This is a genomic window from Bradyrhizobium sp. AZCC 2230 (assembly GCF_036924495.1).
Classification (GTDB): domain Bacteria; phylum Pseudomonadota; class Alphaproteobacteria; order Rhizobiales; family Xanthobacteraceae; genus Bradyrhizobium; species Bradyrhizobium rifense.
In genome coordinates, this window is sequence record NZ_JAZHRS010000001.1 from 7,370,050 (window position 1) to 7,388,857 (window position 18,808).

17 protein-coding genes are annotated in these 18,808 nt (G+C 64.3%); 6 read left to right on the plus strand and 11 right to left on the minus strand.

The genetic code is table 11. The features are described 5' to 3' along the window. Window positions 1-143 precede the first annotated feature (143 nt). Window positions 144-1,907 carry an ABC transporter ATP-binding protein/permease gene (locus V1280_RS35170; protein ID WP_334535227.1) on the minus strand — a complete coding sequence of 588 codons (1,764 nt, stop codon included), beginning with the start codon at window positions 1,905-1,907 and terminating at the stop codon, window positions 144-146. A gap of 315 nt (window positions 1,908-2,222) precedes the next feature. Between V1280_RS35170 and V1280_RS35175 the strand changes: the two genes are divergently transcribed. Both V1280_RS35175 and V1280_RS35180 read left to right on the plus strand, forming a co-directional pair. Next, window positions 2,223-3,887: an L-lactate permease gene (locus tag V1280_RS35175; protein WP_334535229.1), complete on the plus strand. Its 1,665-nt coding sequence runs from the start codon at window positions 2,223-2,225 to the stop codon at window positions 3,885-3,887. Window positions 3,888-4,023: 136 nt separating this feature from the next. Further along, entirely contained in the window at window positions 4,024-4,422 is a 399-nt protein-coding gene (locus V1280_RS35180) for an META domain-containing protein (protein ID WP_148776319.1), read from the plus strand. A 134-nt stretch (window positions 4,423-4,556) separates the two neighbouring features. Here the strand turns inward: V1280_RS35180 and V1280_RS35185 are convergent, their stop codons facing one another. From V1280_RS35185 to V1280_RS35195, 3 genes are all read right to left on the minus strand, one after another. Further along, window positions 4,557-5,768, minus strand: a complete 1,212-nt coding sequence (locus V1280_RS35185; protein WP_334535232.1) for a hypothetical protein — start codon at window positions 5,766-5,768, stop codon at window positions 4,557-4,559. A 136-nt stretch (window positions 5,769-5,904) separates the two neighbouring features. Next, entirely contained in the window at window positions 5,905-7,533 is a 1,629-nt protein-coding gene (gene groL / locus V1280_RS35190) for a chaperonin GroEL (protein ID WP_334535233.1), read from the minus strand. 117 nt (window positions 7,534-7,650) lie between these two features. Beyond that, window positions 7,651-7,947 (minus strand): co-chaperone GroES, encoded by a 297-nt coding sequence (locus V1280_RS35195; RefSeq protein WP_045003881.1) that lies wholly within the window; start codon window positions 7,945-7,947, stop codon window positions 7,651-7,653. A gap of 319 nt (window positions 7,948-8,266) precedes the next feature. Between V1280_RS35195 and V1280_RS35200 the strand changes: the two genes are divergently transcribed. Next, window positions 8,267-8,788, plus strand: a complete 522-nt coding sequence (locus tag V1280_RS35200; protein ID WP_334535234.1) for a hypothetical protein — start codon at window positions 8,267-8,269, stop codon at window positions 8,786-8,788. Window positions 8,789-9,041: 253 nt separating this feature from the next. Here V1280_RS35200 and V1280_RS35205 read toward each other — a convergent pair whose 3' ends face one another. Next, window positions 9,042-9,821, minus strand: a complete 780-nt coding sequence (locus V1280_RS35205; protein WP_334535235.1) for a protein phosphatase CheZ — start codon at window positions 9,819-9,821, stop codon at window positions 9,042-9,044. Window positions 9,822-10,133: 312 nt separating this feature from the next. Here V1280_RS35205 and V1280_RS35210 point away from each other — a divergent pair, with 312 nt between their 5' ends. After that, window positions 10,134-10,931, plus strand: a complete 798-nt coding sequence (locus V1280_RS35210; RefSeq protein WP_334535236.1) for a L,D-transpeptidase family protein — start codon at window positions 10,134-10,136, stop codon at window positions 10,929-10,931. 464 nt (window positions 10,932-11,395) lie between these two features. Here the strand turns inward: V1280_RS35210 and V1280_RS35215 are convergent, their stop codons facing one another. The 6 genes from V1280_RS35215 to V1280_RS35240 all read right to left on the minus strand — a co-directional run bounded on the left by V1280_RS35215 (window position 11,396) and on the right by V1280_RS35240 (window position 16,943). After that, window positions 11,396-12,220, minus strand: a complete 825-nt coding sequence (locus V1280_RS35215; RefSeq protein WP_334535237.1) for a DUF2076 domain-containing protein — start codon at window positions 12,218-12,220, stop codon at window positions 11,396-11,398. 127 nt (window positions 12,221-12,347) lie between these two features. Then, the gene (locus V1280_RS35220) at window positions 12,348-13,193 is read right to left on the minus strand and encodes a ChbG/HpnK family deacetylase (protein WP_334535238.1); all 846 of its coding nucleotides are present in this window, start codon (window positions 13,191-13,193) and stop codon (window positions 12,348-12,350) included. Beyond that, window positions 13,190-14,236, minus strand: a complete 1,047-nt coding sequence (locus V1280_RS35225; protein ID WP_334535239.1) for a glycosyltransferase family 2 protein — start codon at window positions 14,234-14,236, stop codon at window positions 13,190-13,192. The genes V1280_RS35220 and V1280_RS35225 overlap by 4 nt, the downstream gene beginning before the upstream one ends. 86 nt (window positions 14,237-14,322) lie before the next feature. Then, the gene (hisG, locus tag V1280_RS35230) at window positions 14,323-15,300 is read right to left on the minus strand and encodes an ATP phosphoribosyltransferase (RefSeq protein ID WP_334535240.1); all 978 of its coding nucleotides are present in this window, start codon (window positions 15,298-15,300) and stop codon (window positions 14,323-14,325) included. Window positions 15,301-15,303: 3 nt separating this feature from the next. After that, window positions 15,304-16,455 (minus strand): ATP phosphoribosyltransferase regulatory subunit, encoded by a 1,152-nt coding sequence (locus V1280_RS35235; RefSeq protein ID WP_334535241.1) that lies wholly within the window; start codon window positions 16,453-16,455, stop codon window positions 15,304-15,306. Between the two features lie 263 nt (window positions 16,456-16,718). Continuing rightward, on the minus strand, window positions 16,719-16,943 hold the full coding sequence (locus tag V1280_RS35240) for a hypothetical protein (protein WP_334535242.1): 225 nt from the start codon (window positions 16,941-16,943) through the stop codon (window positions 16,719-16,721). A gap of 285 nt (window positions 16,944-17,228) precedes the next feature. Here V1280_RS35240 and V1280_RS35245 point away from each other — a divergent pair, with 285 nt between their 5' ends. Together V1280_RS35245 and V1280_RS35250 are read left to right on the plus strand one after the other, a co-directional pair. Further along, window positions 17,229-17,735 (plus strand): hypothetical protein, encoded by a 507-nt coding sequence (locus V1280_RS35245; protein WP_334535243.1) that lies wholly within the window; start codon window positions 17,229-17,231, stop codon window positions 17,733-17,735. Window positions 17,736-17,808: 73 nt separating this feature from the next. Next, entirely contained in the window at window positions 17,809-18,753 is a 945-nt protein-coding gene (locus V1280_RS35250; protein WP_334535244.1) for a helix-turn-helix domain-containing protein, read from the plus strand. The last annotated feature ends 55 nt before the right edge of the window (window positions 18,754-18,808 follow it).

An 18,808-nucleotide genomic window follows, 5' to 3' on the forward strand; every position in this document is an offset into this window, starting at 1 on the left:
TAGTTGGATCGTTGACGGCCGCTCCACAAGGTCGTCATGGCCGGGCTTGTCTCGGCCATCCACGTCTTGGCTGCGCGGAACGAAGAACGTGGATGCTCGAGACAAGCCCGGGCATGACGGCGGCGAAGGTTCAGAGCTCCAATTCAGCGCGCTGCGGTCGGCTCCGGCTCGGCCGGTGCGCCGCCATCGCCCAGCACATGGATCGCGCCGTCTTTCACCATTGTCACCTTGCGGGTGTGGAAGGCATCGAGCGTCGCGCGATGGCCGATCGAGACGATGGTGGCCTGCGGCAGCTTCTCCGCCAGCAGCCGGTAGAGCCGCGCCTCGGACGGCTCGTCGAGCGAGGCGGTGGCCTCGTCGAGGAAGAGATAGTCCGGCCCATGCAGCAGCGCGCGGGCGAGCCCGAGGCGCTGCTGCTCGCCGAGCGACAGCATCCGGTTCCAGTGACCGTCCTCGCCCAGCCGTTCGGCGAGGTCGGGCAGGCCGACGGCGATCACAGCGTCACGGATCTGGGCTGTCTGGAATGTGCCGGGTGTTGCGGGATAAATCACGGCGTCACCCAGCGCGCCGACCGGGAAATAGGGGCGTTGCGGCAGCATCATCAGCTTCGCCTGCGCGGGGATGGCGATGGTGCCGGTGCCGAACGGCCAGATGCCGGCGATGGCGCGGAACAGGGTCGACTTGCCGGAGCCCGATGGCCCGGTCACGAGCACGCGCTCCGGCGCCTGGATGGCGAAGCCATCGGCAGCGACCAGCGGCGTGCCGTTGGGGAGATACACGCAGAGCTTCTCGAGGTCGATATTGCGGCTGCCGCCCGCCGCCTTGAGCTCGATTGTCGCCTCATGCGCCGGCAGGTTTGCTGCCGTCTCAACCGACATCTCGAAGCCGTCGAGACGCGCGACGATCGCGCGCCATTCCGCTATCGTTCGATAGGCCGTGACGAAGAACGACAGTGCATCCTGCACCTGGCCAAAGGCCGAGCCGGTCTGCATCATGTCGCCGAGCTGGATACTCTTGGCGAAGTAGGCCGGTGCGACCACCACATAGGGAAAGATCGTCGCAGCCTGACCATAGCTCGCCGTGAAGGCGGTGAGGCGCTTGGTCCGGCTCATGATCGCATACCAGTTGCCGATGACGTAGCCGAAACGCAGGAGAAGATGACCTCGCTCTGCGCTCTCTCCTTTCAAGAGTGCAATCTGCTCCGCATTTTCGCGCACGCGGATCAGGTTGAAGCGGAAGTCGGCTTCGTAGCGCTGCTTCTCGAAATAAAGATTGATGAGCGGCGCGCCGATCCAGTGCGTCAGTGCCGTACCCAGGAGCGCGTAGGCCAGCGCGCACCAGACCAGGAAACCCGGGATGACGATATCGGTGCCGTAAATGTGCAGGGGCGCTCTGTTGGACAGACCCCAGAGGATGACGATGAACGACGCCAGGGTCACGATGGACGACAGCAGGCCGAGACCGAGGACGAGCGTTTGCTCGACGAAGTTCGTGACGTCCTCGGTGAGACGCTGGTCCGGGTTATCGGCGGCATCGCCCTTCAGCTGCATGCGGTAATGCGTGGCGCCGTCGAGCCATTCGCCGAGATAGTGCTGCGTCATCCATCGCCGCCAGCGGATCTGCAACCACTGGTTCAGGTAGAGCTTGTAAACGGCCAGCGCGACGTAGGTGAAGGCAAGGCCGAGGAAGATCCAGACCTGCATGACGAACTCATTCAGATCGTAGGCCTGGAGTGCGCTGTAGAACCGGTTCTGCCACTGATTGAGCAGCACATTGATCGCGACGAGCGCCAGCTCCATTGCGACGACGACACCGAGCAGGCCGCGGCCGGCCCATTTGTCCTCCGATCGGAAATACGGGCCGGCGATTCGCCAGACGGTCGCGAGCGTGGCGCTGATGTTCTTCACAGAGTGGGATCTCCTGAGGGATATGCACAGCGGCCCGGAGCCAACCGGCTGAGGACATGGCAGAAAACGGGTGCGCGCTTAGACTAAAGTCGCAAGTTCTGCAATTTGCGTTGGCTAGCCGCAGCTTGCAACCCTAGCATGGGCACAACGGCGTGGGGTGGGGGCCTCCAGATTTTCGCGAGCTTGTGAGCAGGCGGGAACCGCGGCTCTCGCGAGGAATTCGCGTCCAACTCGGGGGTTGTCGCTTCCAACGTCAAGCAGGTTCGCCGTCCACGCCGGCTGGCCTGCCACATAAACGCGTGGGGGAGGAAGACCATGTGGAATCAAATCTATGATCCGCTGCACAGCCCCGTGCTGTCGACGATCGCGGCGGCGATACCCGTCGTTACGCTGCTGGTCCTGATCGCGAGCGGGCGCGTTCAGGCTCACATCGCAGCCGTCATCGCCGTGATCGTGACCAACCTGATCACGATTTTCGTTTTCACCATGCCGGTGAACATGTCGATCCGCGCCTCGATCCTCGGCATCGTGACCGGCTTCTTCCCGATCGGCTGGATCGTTCTCAACGTCATCTTCCTCTACCAGGTGACGGTGACGACCGGGCGGTTCGAACTCTTGAAGCGCGCGGTCGGCGGCGTCACCGAGGACCGGCGGCTGCAATTGCTGCTGATCGCGTTTTCGTTCGGCGCCTTCTTCGAGGGCGCCTCGGGCTTCGGCACGCCGGTGGCGATCACCGGCGCCGTGCTGATCGGCCTCGGCTTCTCGCCGCTTGCGGCCTCCGGCCTGTCGCTGATCGCCAACACCGCGCCAGTCGCCTTCGGCGCGCTGGGCACGCCGATCCAGGGCCTCGCCTCCGTCACCGGGCTCGATCCCTACATCCTCGGCGCGATGGTTGGACGGCAATTGCCGCTGTTCTCGCTGATCGTGCCGTTCTGGGTGGTGTGGGCGTTCGCGGGCTGGAAGGGCATGAAGGACGTCTGGCCGGCGATCCTCGTCACCGGCGTGACGTTCGCGGTCCCGCAATTCGTGATCTCGAACTACGTCAATCCCTGGATCGTCGACATCGGTGCGTCGCTGATCTCGATGGGTGCTCTGATCCTGTTCCTGAAGGTCTGGCAGCCGAAGCAGCTCTGGCTGTCGCCGGCGCTGCGCGGGCGTGATGAATCGGCGGCGACGATGGCGACCGCAAAGCCGCTGGACAAGACGCCGCTGACGCAGAGCGAGCTGTTCAGCGCGTTGTTGCCGTGGATCATCGTTTGCGTCGTGATGCTGATCTGGGGCAACGGTGCCTTCAAGACCTGGGCGAACGGGATCTTCACCTGGAACTACGCCGTCCCCGAGCTGCACCAGATGATCAACAAGATGCCGCCGGTCGCGCCAGGGCCGACCAAGGAAGGCGCGGTGTTCGCCTTCACCTATCTGTCCTTTACCGGCAGCGGCATGCTGATTGCGGCGATCATCTCCGGCTTCCTGATGGGCGTCGGTCCCGGCAGGCTGCTGGTTGAATATGGCCGCACCATCCGGCTCTGCGCGATCTCGCTGATCACGATCTCGGCCATGCTCGCGATCGGCACGCTGACGCGCCTTTCCGGCGTCGACGCGACACTGGGTCTCGCCTTTGCCGCAACCGGCGTGCTCTATCCCTTCTTCGGCACGCTGCTCGGCTGGCTCGGCGTGGCGCTGACCGGATCGGATACGTCGTCGAACATCCTGTTCGGCAACCTCCAGAAGATCACCTCCCAGCAGCTCGGCCTGTCGCCGATCCTGATGGCGGCGGCGAACTCGTCCGGCGGCGTGATGGGCAAGATGATCGACGCACAATCGATCGTCGTCGCTTCCACCGCGACCAATTGGTACGGCCACGAAGGCACGATCCTGCGCTTTGTGTTCTGGCACTCGATCGTGCTGGCCTGCCTCGTCGGTGTGTTCGTGACGTTGCAAGCCTATGTCTATCCGTTCACGGAGCTCGTCCTGAAGTAGCAGGCGACGTCCGGCATCAGTGAAAATCCCCGCGGGATCGTCCCGCGGGGATTTTTGTGTCTCGAATCGACGAACCTTCTCAAAGGCTTCGCCGTCTTATAGAAGACCCGGCAAATCAGGTCGGTCGAGAGGTCTCATGGTATCGTTGAAGCAGATGGTGTGCGCGGCGGCTGCGTTGCTCGTGATGTCCGCCGTGGCGCGTGCGGAAGAGGGCTTTCCCTTCGGCACCGAGATGACGCTGGAGGCCGTGCCCCAACCCGGCTCGAAACGCATTCCGAACCTTGAGATCGGTGACAATGGCGAGGTTGTGCTCGAGCTCTGGTGCAAGGGCGGCAAGGGCCAGTTTTCGGTGGCCGGCAACACCGTGATTTTCGTTCCCGGCGCAATTCAGGATCGGTCCTGTCCGCCGGCCAGGGCCCAGGCCGATGACGATCTCGTCGCCGCGCTCGCCGCCGTCGAGACCTGGAAGCGCCAGGGCGACGTGCTCACGCTGATCGGCCCGAAGCCGCTGCGCTTCCGCGCCAACGGGAATTAGCGTCTGGCTCTTTGTCGTGCCCCGGCTTGACCGGGGCACCCAGTACGCCGCAGCTTTTCGGTTCAATCACAATCGTCTCGGAATACTGGATCGCCCGGTCAAGCCGGGCGATGACTGCGAGTTGTTGTGTGAGCCTACTTCCACACCGACTTGTCGGCGTCCCAGCGCTGGCCCTTCAGCTCCTTGGCGAGTGCCTCGATCGAGCCGTTGTCGTCGGGCTGGTCGCCTTCTTCATCGGCCGTCGCCTCATCCGACAAATTGAGCTTCGCGCCGCTGCTCTCATCGGCGGTCGTGGTCGAGGGACTGCCGATCCAGACAATCAGCTTGTCGGTGGTCCCCGGCTTGTCGGCGGAGACGAGGCCCGAGACCTCGATCGTGTCGGTGAGCTCGAGCGCCGGGAAATCCTGGTTCGGCCGCTTGAAGACGAGCTTGAGCTTGCCGGTGGCGGCGTCGAAGCTCTGCGAGGCCGGCTTGGCCGCGAGCGTCTTGCTCAGCACGCCGGCAATTGCAGTGGCGAGCTTGTCGCGGTTGATCTTGTCGCCGTCGCGCCAGTCGACGGCGGGGATGCGGACGGTACGTTCCATCTCGGCGAGTCCAGCGGTCCAGCCGGCAGCGGTGACACCCGGCATCGCCTTGAATTTCGCGAGCAGCGCGGCTGAGCGCTCCGGATCGACCGACATGTTGATGGTCTGCTCGCCGGCGCGCAGCGCGTCGCAGCCGACGGAGAGACTTGCCAGCGTCACCTCGACGTCCTGGCCCTTGAGGCTCTTCAGGAAGTCGGTCGCGTTATCCAGCTTGACCTTGACCGCGATCGCCTCCGGCGAGACTTCTGTAAAATCCTTCGGCTGGGGCGTGATGCCGTCGTCGGTGGTCTGGTTGTCCAGAAATTCCTTCTCGCTGAGATCGGCATTGTCGGGCGAGGTCACTTCGGTCACGGTCTGGCCGATGCCGATCTGGCCGCGGAACTCGAAAGTGTCGCCGGTCGGCTTGCGCGTGAGCTTGACGGTGACCGGCGCCTTCGCGCCGAGGCTTTGCGTCGTGCCGGTCAGCGTCTGGCCCGCGATCTGGAGATTGACGACGAAGCGGTCCTTGCGGTCGGAGTTCTTGGCGGCGGGATAGCAGACGTCGAGCACCGCCGCGGTGACCGTTTTGCCCTGCCGCGTCTCCTTCAGGATCACGTCGGCATTGCCGTCCATCAGGCCGTCGATCGAGGTGAAATAGCGCGTCTCCATGCCGCCGGGCGCTGTGGCCTTCGGCGACAGCTTCATCTGGGCTGAGGCGACCTCAGGCGATACTGCGAGCAGGGCGGCCAAAAGGGCTGTCGAACAAACCAGAAGCGCGCGCATCGACGAAATCCTCGAACGACTAGAATCGGGCGCCACCGTAGTGGGTTTTGGCCGCCGGTTGAAGCGCAGGCCAGTGTCGGCAAAAAAGAAGGCCGCCCGGAGGCGGCCTTCGCAACACTGTCAGATGAGGATGGGCTCAGAAGCCGCCCATGCCGCCGCCGCCCGCTGCGGGCGGGGCTTCCTTCTTCGGAGCTTCAGCGACCATCGCCTCGGTGGTCACCAGCAGGCCGGCCACGGAGGAGGCGTCCTGCAGCGCGGTGCGCACCACCTTGGCGGGATCGATGATGCCCTTCTCGATCATGTCGACATATTCCTCGGTCTGGGCGTCGAAGCCGAAGGTCTCGGACTTGTTCTCGAGGATCCTGCCGACAACGATCGAGCCCTCCACGCCGGCATTCTCCGAGATCTGGCGGATCGGAGCTTCCAGCGCCTTCAGCACGATGTTGATGCCGGCCTGCACGTCGGCATTGGCGTTGGTGAGACGCCCGACCGCCTTCTTGGCGCGCAGCAGCGTGACGCCGCCGCCGGGGACGATGCCTTCCTGCACCGCGGCGCGGGTGGCGTTGAGCGCGTCCTCGACGCGGTCCTTCTTCTCCTTGACCTCGATCTCGGTCGCGCCGCCGACGCGGATCACCGCGACGCCGCCGGCCAGCTTGGCGAGACGCTCCTGGAGCTTCTCACGGTCGTAGTCCGAGGTGGTCTCCTCGATCTGGGCCTTGATCTGGCCGACGCGGGCCTCGATCTCCGGCTTCTTGCCGGCGCCCTTGACGATCGTGGTGTTCTCCTTGTCGATCACCACTTTGCCCGCACGTCCCAGCATCTTCACCGTGACGTTCTCGAGCTTCATGCCGAGGTCTTCGGAGATCAGCTGACCGCCGGTCAGGATTGCGAGGTCTTCCAGCATGGCCTTGCGGCGATCTCCGAAGCCCGGCGCCTTGACGGCGGCGACCTTGAGGCCGCCACGCAGGCGGTTGACGACCAGGGTCGCCAGCGCCTCGCCCTCGACGTCCTCGGCGATGATGACGAGCGGCTTGCCCGATTGCACCACGGCTTCCAGCACCGGCAGCATGGCCTGCAGGCCGGAGAGCTTCTTCTCGTGCAGGAGGATGTAGGCGTCCTCGAGCTCGGCGGTCATCTTCTCGGGGTTGGTGACGAAGTAGGGCGACAGATAGCCGCGGTCGAACTTCATGCCCTCGACGATGTCGACTTCGGTGTCGAGCGACTTGTTCTCCTCGACGGTGATGACGCCCTCGTTACCGACCTTCTGCATCGCCTGGGCGATCATCTTGCCGATGGCGGCGTCGCCGTTGGCCGAGATGGTGCCGACCTGGGCGACCTCGGAGGAGGCGGCAACCGGCTTGGCGCGCTTCTCGATGTCCTTGATCACGGCGGCAACCGCGATGTCGATGCCGCGCTTGAGGTCCATCGGGTTCATGCCGGCGGCAACCGCCTTGGCGCCTTCGCGCACGATGGCCTGGGCCAGCACGGTCGCGGTGGTGGTGCCGTCGCCGGCGAGGTCGTTGGTCTTGGAGGCGACCTCACGCACCATCTGGGCGCCCATGTTCTCGAACTTGTCCTCGAGCTCGATCTCCTTGGCGACGGTGACGCCGTCCTTGGTGATGCGGGGCGCGCCGAAGCTCTTCTCGATGACGACGTTGCGGCCCTTGGGGCCGAGCGTCACCTTGACGGCGTTGGCGAGAATGTCGACGCCGCGCAGCATGCGATCGCGCGCGTCTCCGGAAAACTTGACGTCCTTGGCAGCCATGGTCTGCAGTCCCTCGTGTTACGTGATGTGTCTTGTTTGATGCTGTGCGGCGGAACGATGGATGCCCGGATCACTTGATCCGGGCATGGCATTCAGCGGCCGTTCAGGCGTCTGGCCTTAGGCCATTACGCCCATGATGTCCGACTCCTTCATGATCAGGAGATCTTCGTTGTCGATCTTGACCTCGGTGCCCGACCACTTGCCGAACAGCACGCGGTCGCCGACCTTGAGGTCGATCGGGATCAGCTTGCCAGCCTCGTCGCGGCCGCCGGGGCCGACGGCGACGATTTCGCCCTGGGACGGCTTTTCCTTGGCGGTGTCGGGGATGATGATGCCGCCCTTGGTCTTTGCCTCGGCGTCGATACGTTTGACCACGACACGGTCATGCAGCGGACGAAATTTGGACTTAGCCATGACGTTTCCCTTTGGAGGCTCGCTTTTCCGAAAGCAGCGGAAGTGGGTGGGGGCAGCGCTGCCGTCCATCCTCTGCCCGAGGATCGAACGGCGCGCTTAGCAATCGGTCTTTCCGAGTGCTAATAGTGCGCGTGGGAATATGGCTTGGCTGCGATCCTGTCAAGCAAAGGTGGTTAAGCGATTGGTGAGGCGGATATAGGATGGTGTTTACGGAAACTCGATTCCGGCGCGGGCGTATATTAGGACGTCATTGCTACGGCTGCGGTTTTGCGCTTGGCTGCGGGAGGGATGCGGCCATGGTCTTGTTCGGGGGAATGCCATGATCAGTTCAGCTCACGCGCGCACGGTTGCCAATCTGGCGGCCGCCTCTTGCCTGGCGTTGCTGCTCGGCGCCTGCGGCGGCGGCTTGAGCCTGCCGTCCTTCTCCTCGTCCCAGCCGGCGGTCGAGACGGAGCCCGGCGTCGCGCCGGAAATGCCGGCCTCGATCCGCGCCGACGAGATCGTCGGCCGCTGGGGCCTTGCCTCGTTCCAGAACCCGGCCGACCGCGCCCGCACCGAGGCGGCCGCGCGGGCCCAGTGCAAAAATCCCTACGTGATCGGCGCCGGCACCTCCGGCGGCGTGGTCATGCATCTCGCCGACCAGGCCACGCCGCAGGAACTGCGGTTGAAGGGCTCGCCGGGCGGCAAGAATTATATCGGCCCCTCCGGCCCGACGCCGGGCGAGCAGGATCGCGAGATCGTCTCCTTCGACGGCCGCGTCATGATCACCCGCTTCGTCGACAAGGACGCCGCCACCCGCTACGGCAACATGGTCTACGTCCGCTGCGCGCCGAGGGCGTGAGGGTCGGAGCTACTTCCCCTCTCCCCTTGCGGGAGAGGGTGGCTCGCCGCAAAGCGGCGAGACGGGTGAGGGGTCTCTCTCCCCGAATCTAACTCTTATCTGAATTCGTGGAGGCAACCCCTCATCCGGCGCTTCGCGCCACCTTCTCCCGCAAGGGGAGAAGGTAGAAAGATCGCAGCAGCAACTTCAAAAACAAGAAACGCCGGCTCGCGCCGGCGTTTTGTTTGTCTCTCTGTCTTTCTGTCGCGTTCGCTTAGTCGAACAGCGCGTCGATGTCGTCCTGCGAGGCGTGGCCGACGTCGCCGGCGAGCTTCGGGCCGTTGAGCAGCTTGTCGTCATCGCTGCGGGTGTCGACCTGCGGCTGGACGTGGGACTTGATCGCGTCGACGCCGCCCCAGATGTCCATCATCGCATTGATGTGCTGCTCGATGAACTTCATCGTGGTCATGACCTTGCTGATGCGCTGGCCGGTCAGGTCCTGGAAGTTGCAGGCTTCGAAGATCGAGATGACGCGTTCCTGGATGTCGTCGGCGAGGCGCTTCTGCTGGTCGACCGAATCGACCTTGCCGAGCGCCGATGCCGACTGGTCGATCGACTCGGCCGCTTCGAGAATTTGCTGGGTCGCCTGTTCGGTGCCGCCGACGACCGCGCCGAGCTCGCCATTGACCTTGGCCATCTCCGCGCCGTCAAAGCTCTTGCCGTGCAGCGTCGCGATTTCGCGCTTGGTGCGGTCGATGGCGTCGTGGATCAGGTCGAGCTCGATCTTCAGCTTTTCGCACTGCTCGATCTGCGCCCGGTACGTCTCGAGCATCGTGCGTGCGTCGGAAAGCTCCTGGGCCGTTGAGGCGTCGATCGCCGCCATGGCCGCGCTGCCAGTCAGGGGCACCGAGCCCTTTGCCATCTGTGCGCGGATCGCGCGCAGCTCGGCCATGATCTCGCTATGCATCGGCGCAGCCTCCTCAATCATTTCGGGGCTGGGCATCTCGCCGACAATAGCCTCTTCGACACGAAAACGTTTGCGGTGAATAGCCATCAAGAACTCCCCCCACCTCACTCACGCGTCTTTGTAGGCAGAAGCAATTTAACACGAGGTTCACAGCGGGAACTGTTGTGCGGCTGCGCGCGACGGCATGCAAACGGGCGATTAACCATGAGGCCCGGCCCTTCATCGAAAATAAACGCTGATCGCCAAATTGCCGCGCCGATCGCGACGTGGTGAATCGAAACGCCCGATACGTTTACCAAACGAAACGGAGTTTGCTCTTTATTGACCACGTCGAGGACGCGGATCAGTCAACGCGTTCGGCGGCGAATGCAACTAGACGAAACAGTACAGAGTACGTCGATGTTCAAGAAAATGTCTGTCGCGCTGCTCGGCAGCGCTTGCGCCTTCATTGTCGGCGCCGATCGCGCCAGCGCCTTCGACAATACGGTGCCGAACGATCCGCCCGCGGTGCTCTACCAGCCGCAGGTCCCGCCGGCGCCGGTGCGTGTCGCCTCCAATGCCAACATGGGCGGCGGCTTCATCGAGTTCCTGTTCGGCGACGGGCCCGGCCGCGGCCCGGCCTATGCGCCGCAGCAGTCGATCTATCAGCAGCAGCCCGGCTACAACGATCCGCGCCGCCTGCCGCCGATGGGCGAGCCGCAGATGCAGAGTGGTCTCCAGCAGGAGGCAATCGATCCGCGGCAGCGTCCGTTCGATCCGAAATTCGAGAAACAATCTGTTGACTATAGCGGCAAGGAAAGTGCCGGCACGATCGTGGTCGATTCCAACAACAAGTTTCTCTATCTCGTCGAGGGCAATGGCCGGGCGATGCGTTACGGCATCGGCGTCGGACGCGAGGGTTTCACCTGGAGCGGCGTGAAGTCGATCACGGCCAAACGCGAATGGCCGGATTGGACGCCGCCTGCGGAAATGATCGCCCGCCGTCCCGATCTGCCGCGGCACATGGAGGGCGGCCCGGAAAACCCGCTCGGCGCGCGCGCGATGTATCTGGGCTCCACGCTCTACCGCATCCACGGCTCCAACGAGCCCTGGACCATCGGCACCAACGTCTCCTCCGGCTGCATCCGCATGCGCAACGAGGACGTCATCGACCTCTACGGCCGCGTCAATGTCGGCACCAAGGTCGTGGTGATGTGAGGGCCTGCGGCATGCTTTGATGCCGGGGATGTGAGCGATCGTGAAGGGGTGGCGGATTGGTGCGGCAAGGGCCGAAGCCTACCTACGCATGGCAACTCAACAGGAGCAATTGCGATGCGTGCGATCTTGGCCTTGGGTATCCTTGTCGCCCTGACCGCCTCGGCCAGTGCCGGGACGGCAAATCATAAGCGGCATGCCGCGCGTGCCACACAAACTTTCGCCCCCCAAATCACGCCGCGTGCGGCTGCGGGCTTTGCCTATGTTCCCTACGCGGCCCCGTACTCGGCACCGGTCGGATACAGCGATCCCTACCAAAGCCAACACTGGGGCGGCTGACCTCACGAGAGCATGATCCGGAAAAGCAGGAAGCGGCTTTCCAAAAGGATCATGCTCCCGCTTTGGAGCCCTTTGAAACACGACGGCCGCTCAATGAGCGGCCGTTTTGCTTCGCGGATCTGACTTGCTCAGGCGTAGTCGCTGCCGCCGTCGTCGTTGCCGAAATCGCTGTTATCGGCCGTGTCCAGATTGTCGTCGTGATCGTCACCGTAGTTCTGATCGTTGTTGTTCTGGTCGTCGTTCGACGCCTGGTCGGCGAAGCCTTGACGGGAATCCTGGTGCGAATCCCGGTTCGACCCGATGTCATTGAGGCCGGCATCGCGGGCGAGCGAGCCGCCGGACTGGTCGCCAGCCCACGGGCTGCGGTCGCCCAGCGCATTGGTGTCGCCAAAAGCCTGATGCGATCCGCCACCCATCATGCCGCGGATGCTGGAGAGCAGCAGCGAGCCGCCGACCACGCCGGCCGCGGCCGCCGCTGCCGTGCCCAGGAACGAGCCGCCGCCGCCGACCGGCGGCGGGGCGCCGTAGCCTTGACCATAACCCTGGCCTTGCCCGTAGGCCTGACCGTAAGGCGGCTGGCCGTAGCCCGGCTGGGCCTGCTGCATCGCCTGGCCGCTGTTCCAGACCGGCCGGGAGTCACGCGGCGGCACGTTCGGAACCGAGCCGCGCGACGGGCTCGCGCCGAACAGGGTGTCGCGCATGGTGTCGAGGAAGCCGCCGGACTGCGGCTGCTCCGGCGCGTGGGCCGCTTCCAGCTCGGTGATGCGGTTATGGGCGCGCTTGAGCGCTTCGTCCTGCAACAGCGTGGTCTGCACCAGCGCATAGACTGCGCCCGGCGCCTTGCGTAAGCCGTCCGAAATCGCGGCGATCGCGTCGGGATCGCGCGGTGCATTCTCCAGTTTCGAAAGCCGGTCGAAAAGCTCGTCGACGAGTTGGCGTTCCTGCGGCGTCATGGTCTGTCTCCCTCGCGCGAAAACAAGCGCAAGCGGGATGTAGGGTTCCATTGTGGCCCCAACAGTGGCGGCCGGATTAAATTTCGGTATGCGACAGACTGCCCCGCGACCCCAGCTTTCGCCGGTTTCATCCCAATGTCACGTGGCTGGCCGCGAGAAGCTGCGCGAAGGCGTCGCTGGCGAGATAGGCATGCTCGCGTTCCCTGACATCCGTCATCGGGTCGAGGCCGGTGAGGACCTCGTCGACGAAGCCGGGATGGCACATCACGAGGCCGCCCTCGGGGAGACCTTCCAGGAACTGCCGCATCAATTCGCCGAAATCGGCCGCGCGTGTAAAATCATAGGCGCCGGCAAAGGCGGGATTGAACGCAAGACCGGCGCGCACCGCGCGGCGGCGGAATTGTGCGCTGAGGACATCGAGCACCATTGCCTTTGGTGACGCCAGCCGCTGCGCCAGCGGCAGGTCGCGTCCGCCCTGGCGCACCCACGCATGTGGCGCCGCCTCGCTGACGGCATCGACGAAACCGTCGCGCACTTGCGGAAACAGCTGCACATGCTGGTGGCCGTCGACGAAATCGGGCGCGCGGCCGAAGGCTTCCGCGAAAGCGGCGAGCTGCGCTCGCACCTCGTTGCGGAAAAATTCGCGATCGAGCCGTCGCATCAATCCGGCGCGCAGCAGTTTTGGAAAGGCCATGAACATGTCGCCGTCGAGCGGCCGGAAATGCATGGTGAGGGGGCGGAACGGTGCCGACAGCGTCACGTGCAATCCGATCGCGCAGCGCGGGCTGGTCTTCGCTGCGGCCTGGAGCGTATCGACCTCGCCACGCTCGATCGCGGGGCCCACCATCATCACCGAGGTCGCGTTGAGGCGGCCGCGCTCGATCAGGTCGCGGATGGCGCGATTGACACCCGGGCTGATGCCGTAATCGTCGGCGCAGAGCCAGATCGGTGGCGGCGCTGCCGCCGCACTCATTCGGCTGCGGTCCTGTTGGATGCGTCGCCGGCCTTGTCGGCTTCAAAATGCTTTTCGCTGTGCTCGGCGACGAAGTAGATCGGACGCGCCTTGAGCTCCGAGAGGATCTTGCCGATATATTCGCCGACGATGCCGATCATGATGAGCTGCACGCCGCCGATCGTCATCAGGCCGATCACGAGCGAAGGATAGCCGGGCACCTGCTTGCCGGTGGTCCAGACCTCCCAGAGGATCGAGAGGCCGAACAGGAAGGCGCCGCCGGCGAGGATCACGCCGAGCAGGCTGGCGAAGCGCAGCGGTGCGACCGAGAACGATGTCACGCCTTCGATCGACAGACCCAGCAGACGCGCGGCACTGAAGGTTGTCACGCCATGGATACGCGCCGCCGGCTCGTAATCGACGCGGATCTGGCGGAAGCCGATCCAGCTCGCGAGACCCTTGAAGAAGCGGTTGCGCTCCGGCAGCTGCCTGAGTGCCGCGACCGCGCGCGGCGACAGCAAGCGGAAGTCGCCGGCGTCTTCCGGGATCTTCTGCCGCGCGCCCCAGTTGATCAGCGCGTAGAAGCCGCGCCCCGCGACGCGGCGCAGGAAGGGCTCGTTATCGCGATGCGCCTTGGCGGTATAGACGACGTCATAGCCGTCCTCGATCCAGTGCCGAACGAGCTGCTCGACGAGCGCCGGCGGGTGCTGGCCGTCACCATCTATGAACATGACCGCGCCGAGGCGCGCGTGGTCGAGGCCGGCCATCAGCGCCGCCTCCTTGCCGAAATTGCGCGACAGCGACACCACCTGGACGTCGATCGCGTCGGCCGGCAGCGAACGGGCGATCGACAGCGTCGCGTCCGCGCTGCCGTCGTCGACATAAACGACCTCGCAGGCAAGGCGGTAGCGTTGCCGCAAGGTCTTGCCGATATCGCAGATGCGCTGGTGCAGGACGGAGAGGCCCGCCGCCTCGTTATAGACGGGGACGACAATCGACAGCCCCTTCGCGGCGGCACTCGCTGCGGTGGTGGTCAGGGCGGAAACGTCAGAGCCCAGCATCATCGATCAAGGTTCCAGAGGCGTCGAAATCATCTCAACAGCATATGGTAGCTGCTGCTTGCTGTCGCTACGCTGAACGGACCTGAGGCTCACCGTCGCAGGAACGCTTCGAGCTTGGCGAACAGCGGGTTCTCCCGGTCGAACACGTAGTCGAGCGAGACCACCGAGACGGTCTCGGCGCCATGTTCGCGCAGGAAGCTCGCAAGCGCATAAAGCTGCCCGGGTGGGCAGTGCAGCGTGAGCATGCCCGACGAGGTCGGTCCGCCGAACGGAGCCTCGACGCCGAACCGGCTGTGGGCCTCGGTGAGCAGGGCCGTGTCGCATTGCCGGAAGCGGGTCCGGACCTCGCGGTATTTGTTGGCCCGGGCCCGTGCGGCGATGTGGTCGAGGATGACGCGGGCGGTCTCGCGGGCCTGCGGCGACCAGTCGGCCTCCTTCGAGGCGACCAGATTGGCCTGGCTGCGCAGGATCACGCCGTCGTCGAGCACCCGCAAGCCATTGGCGGCGAGCGTCGCGCCTGTCGTGGTGATGTCGACGATCAGCTCGGCGCTGCCGGCCGCCGGCGCGCCCTCGGTCGCACCTGCGCTCTCGACGATGCGGTAATCGGTGATGCCGTGGCTCTGGAAGAAGGCGCGGGTGAGGTTGACGAACTTGGTCGCGACCCGCATCCGCATGTGATGCTGCTCGCGGAAGCCGGTGGTGACGTCGTCGAGATCCGCCATGGTGCGGACGTCGATCCAGGCCTGCGGCACCGCGACCACGACGTCGGCATAGCCGAAGCCGAGCCCGTCGATCAGCGACACCTGCTTGTCGGCGTCGGCGATATTCTCGCGCACCAGGTCTTCGCCGGTGACACCGAGATGCGCGAAGCCGCGGGAGAGCTGCGATGCGATCTCGCTGGCCGAGAGATAGGCGACCTCGACATTGTCGAGGCCTGCAAGCGTGCCGCGATAGTCGCGGGCACCGCCGGCCTTCGACAGCTTGAGCCCTGCACGGGCGAAGAAGGCCTCGGTGTTTTCCTGGAGGCGACCCTTGGAGGGAACGGCCAGAACGAATGGCGCGCTCATGACTTAAGCTCCCACCTTGCGGCCGATCCTGGTCAGCGCGTCCACCCAGACCGAGAAGCCGACGGCCGGGATCGGCGCCGGCGATCCGAGCTGGGTCATCAGTCCATCATAGCGGCCGCCGGCAACCAGCGGCTCGGCACCGTTGCCCTTGTGGTGCAGCTCGAATTCGAAGCCGGTGTAGTAATCGAGGCCACGCCCGAACGCGGTCGAGAAGCGCGTGGTCTTCACGTCGATGCCGCGCGCCGCCATGAAGCCGATCCGGCTCTCGAACTGGTCGATTGCGCCGGCAAGGTCGAGCTTTGCGTCAGCGGTCAGCGCGCGCAGCGCGGCAATTGCATCGTCCGGATTGCCTGAGATCGACAGGAAGCGCTTCAGCACATTGATCGCCTCGCGCGGCAGCGCGCCGCCCTTCAGCGTCGACTGTTCGAGGAAGCGGTCGGCGATCTCGGCCGTGGTGCGGCCACCGACATTGGTGGTGCCGGCGATCGACATCAGATCGGTGACGAAGGCCAGCGCCGCCTTGCGATCGGAGCCCGCGAGCGCGGCCAGCACGCCCTCATATTCGCTGCGCGTGGTTGCGGTGGTGCGGGCCAGCCCTTCCAGATCCTGCTCCAGGCTGATCTTGCGATGGAAGTCCTTGACCAGGCGGCGGCGCCAGACCGGATAAAGGTCGAGCGCGTCGAGCAATGCGTTGAACAGCGCGACGTCGCCGGTGCGGATTTCGACGTCGCGCACGCCGAAAGCGGCGGTCGCCTCCAACGCCAGCGCCAGCGTCTCGGCATCCGCGGCAGCGCGATCCTGGCGCCCGAACGACTCGATCCCGGCCTGGAGGAATTCACTGGCCTGTCCGCTGCGGTAGCGGAACACGGGACCCAGATAGCTGAACCCGGCCGGCTGGCCGGCGCGGCTGGAGGCGAGATAGTCGCGCGCCACGGGGATCGTCAGGTCGGGGCGCAGGCAGAGCTCTTCGCCGGACAGGTCCGTCGTCAGATAGAGGCTTTTGCGGATGTCCTCGCCGGACAGGTCGAGGAATGGCTCGGCCGGTTGCAGGATGCCGGGCTCGGCCCTGACGTAGCCGGCCTGCGCAAACGACAACAGCAGCGTATCCGCCCAGGCGGCGGAGCCGGCAGCATTCGAGGTGGCAGTCGCGGTCATCTCGGGGTCCATCGTCCCGGTGGAACCGGGCAGGCAAGGGGAGGCCAAAAGGGAGGCACAGGAATTGGCGCAGCCCTTAGCATGGCCGGAAAACGGTTTCGACCTCCAAAGGATCAATCGCTTAACGACTTTGGAGACGTCCGGACGATCCGGCCTGGATCTGCCGCCAACCGCATCGCCCGCCCAGGCAATAGCAGGTAACAGGTAAAAAAATACCTAGAGCAAAACTCTGGCCTGCCGACAGTGATAAAGCAACGTCGCGTTCATTCAGTTCGAGCAGGGGCGTCTTTGGGCGTTTCCGCCGGTGATGCCTGGATCGAGGCGAAGGCAAGTCCCGCTGGATCGGATGCGGCGTCTTCCGCGAGCTGCTCCGCCAGTTTCAGAACTCTCTGCCTTTTGCTTGGGTCCGTGATGCTCAGGAATGATTTGATAAGCCACAATTCCTCGCGCCGCAGCATGTCCGATACAGCATTGTCGTCCATGGCCATGGTGTCCTGCGCGATCGCCGGCTGAATGGAGCAGGCATATTCAAGAACAGATGCGGTCGTTGTGCATGAGCGTTTCGGCCGCCACCGATTTGGCAGACCTGCCGAAGCTCCGCCTGGTGACCAGTCGCAGAGCTATCCCGCGTTCGCGACTCGACCCGCCTGTCCCCTGAGATCACAATGAGAGATTGAGTGCGGCTGACAAGTCGTCGCATACTCATTTTGGGTATGGCGGATGAGACGCTCGCTGCTGCCTTCGTTTACAAGATGAATGTTGGTTTCTGATTCATGCGCAATGCTTCTGATATCATCCGGACGGTCTCGCGACACACGCTGGCCTATATGCTGTTTTCGATCAGCGAGATGTTCCGGAACTACGACCAATTTGATCCGATGGACCTTCTGATCGTTCACGCGATTCTCAATGCGAACGTCATCAATGTGATGAACGATCCGTCGCTGGACGAGGAGTTTTCCAGCATTCACACGGTCGAGCCGGATACGATCAAGCAGGGCGTGTCCCGCGCGGCACTCTCTCGCTTCCTCAGCCTGCCGCTGGAGACGGTTCGCCGTCGCGTGGCGGGATTGAAGAGGCGGAAGATTCTCGCCGAGACCAAGGCCGGGCTGATCGTGACCGAGCAGAACGCATTCAAGTTTGGCAACAACCACGAGCTACAGAAGACCAACATGCTGCTGCTGACGAAGCTGCTTCGCGATCTCAAGCGCGCCGGCATCAACGGGCCGGATGATCTGAGTGCCGCCAAGGTCGTCGTGGCGACGAAGAAGGCGAAGTAAGCGGCAGGACATGGATCAAAGCCATCTCAACATTGCTCGCGATGGAGTTCAAAAAAGCGCTGCGGAGCGCTTGTTGTCGTTCCAGGGGCTCAAGCCATCCTCGGCGCTCGAGCTGCAGTCGTATGACATCGATCATTTCGGCGACAGTGAGAGATATGCCGGTGCGTCCAGCATGCCGTTGGCTGCCGGGTCGACTGCGATCATGCGCGCGCGGCTCAGCCTGCCAACCCTGAGCCTGTCGCTGGTGAGGACGTTCCCGCGGATCATTCGCGGTTACCAGCTGGCGCATGCCGCCGCCGTGGTGGTGCCGATGGATCATGTGACCTCGACCCGCATCAATGGGCAGTCAATCGGCAGTTCGATCGTCATTCTGAAGGGCGCGTCCGATTGCCTGGTCTATGAGCCGGTCGGACGTCTGATCGGTGTCGTCTACTTCACGCCGCCCGCGTGCGAGCCCTGGTCGCGACTGGATGGCTATCATTTGTTGAGCCCGGCATCGGACGTCCTCGCCTCCCTGCGGGGCCTGATCTCGGCAACGCTTGAAACCGCCGCCAATGATCCGGACTTCCTGAACGAGCCGACGTCGCGAGCGGCTGTCGAACAGTCCCTGCTCAGCGCGATCGACGGCGCCATCCAGACCAGTGTGGACAGCAGGTCTGTGCACGCCACGACCGAGAGCTATCTGCGGATCGTCGCCGACATGGAGAAATTGATCCGGCACGACCTGACGATCTGGCTCAAGACGACCGAAATGGCCGAGCGGGTCGGAGTGTCGGTTCGGACCCTGCAGAGTGCGACGCAGGCCATCTGCGGCATGAGCCCGCATCGCTATAGCCGGGTGCTGCGTCTCTGGTCGGTGCGCCGGCAGCTGCGCACCGGCCCGGGACGGCGCAGCGTGAAGGCCTGCGCCATCGCCCACGGTTTCTGGCATTTGAGCGAGTTCGCGGCGAGTTACAGGGCAGCGTTCGGCGAGTTGCCGTCCGAGACCCTGCATCGATCCGTGCGGGAGCACAGCTAGAGCGTTTTCGAGCGAAGTGGGTACCGGTTCGCGTCAAGAAAACGCGTCAAAACAA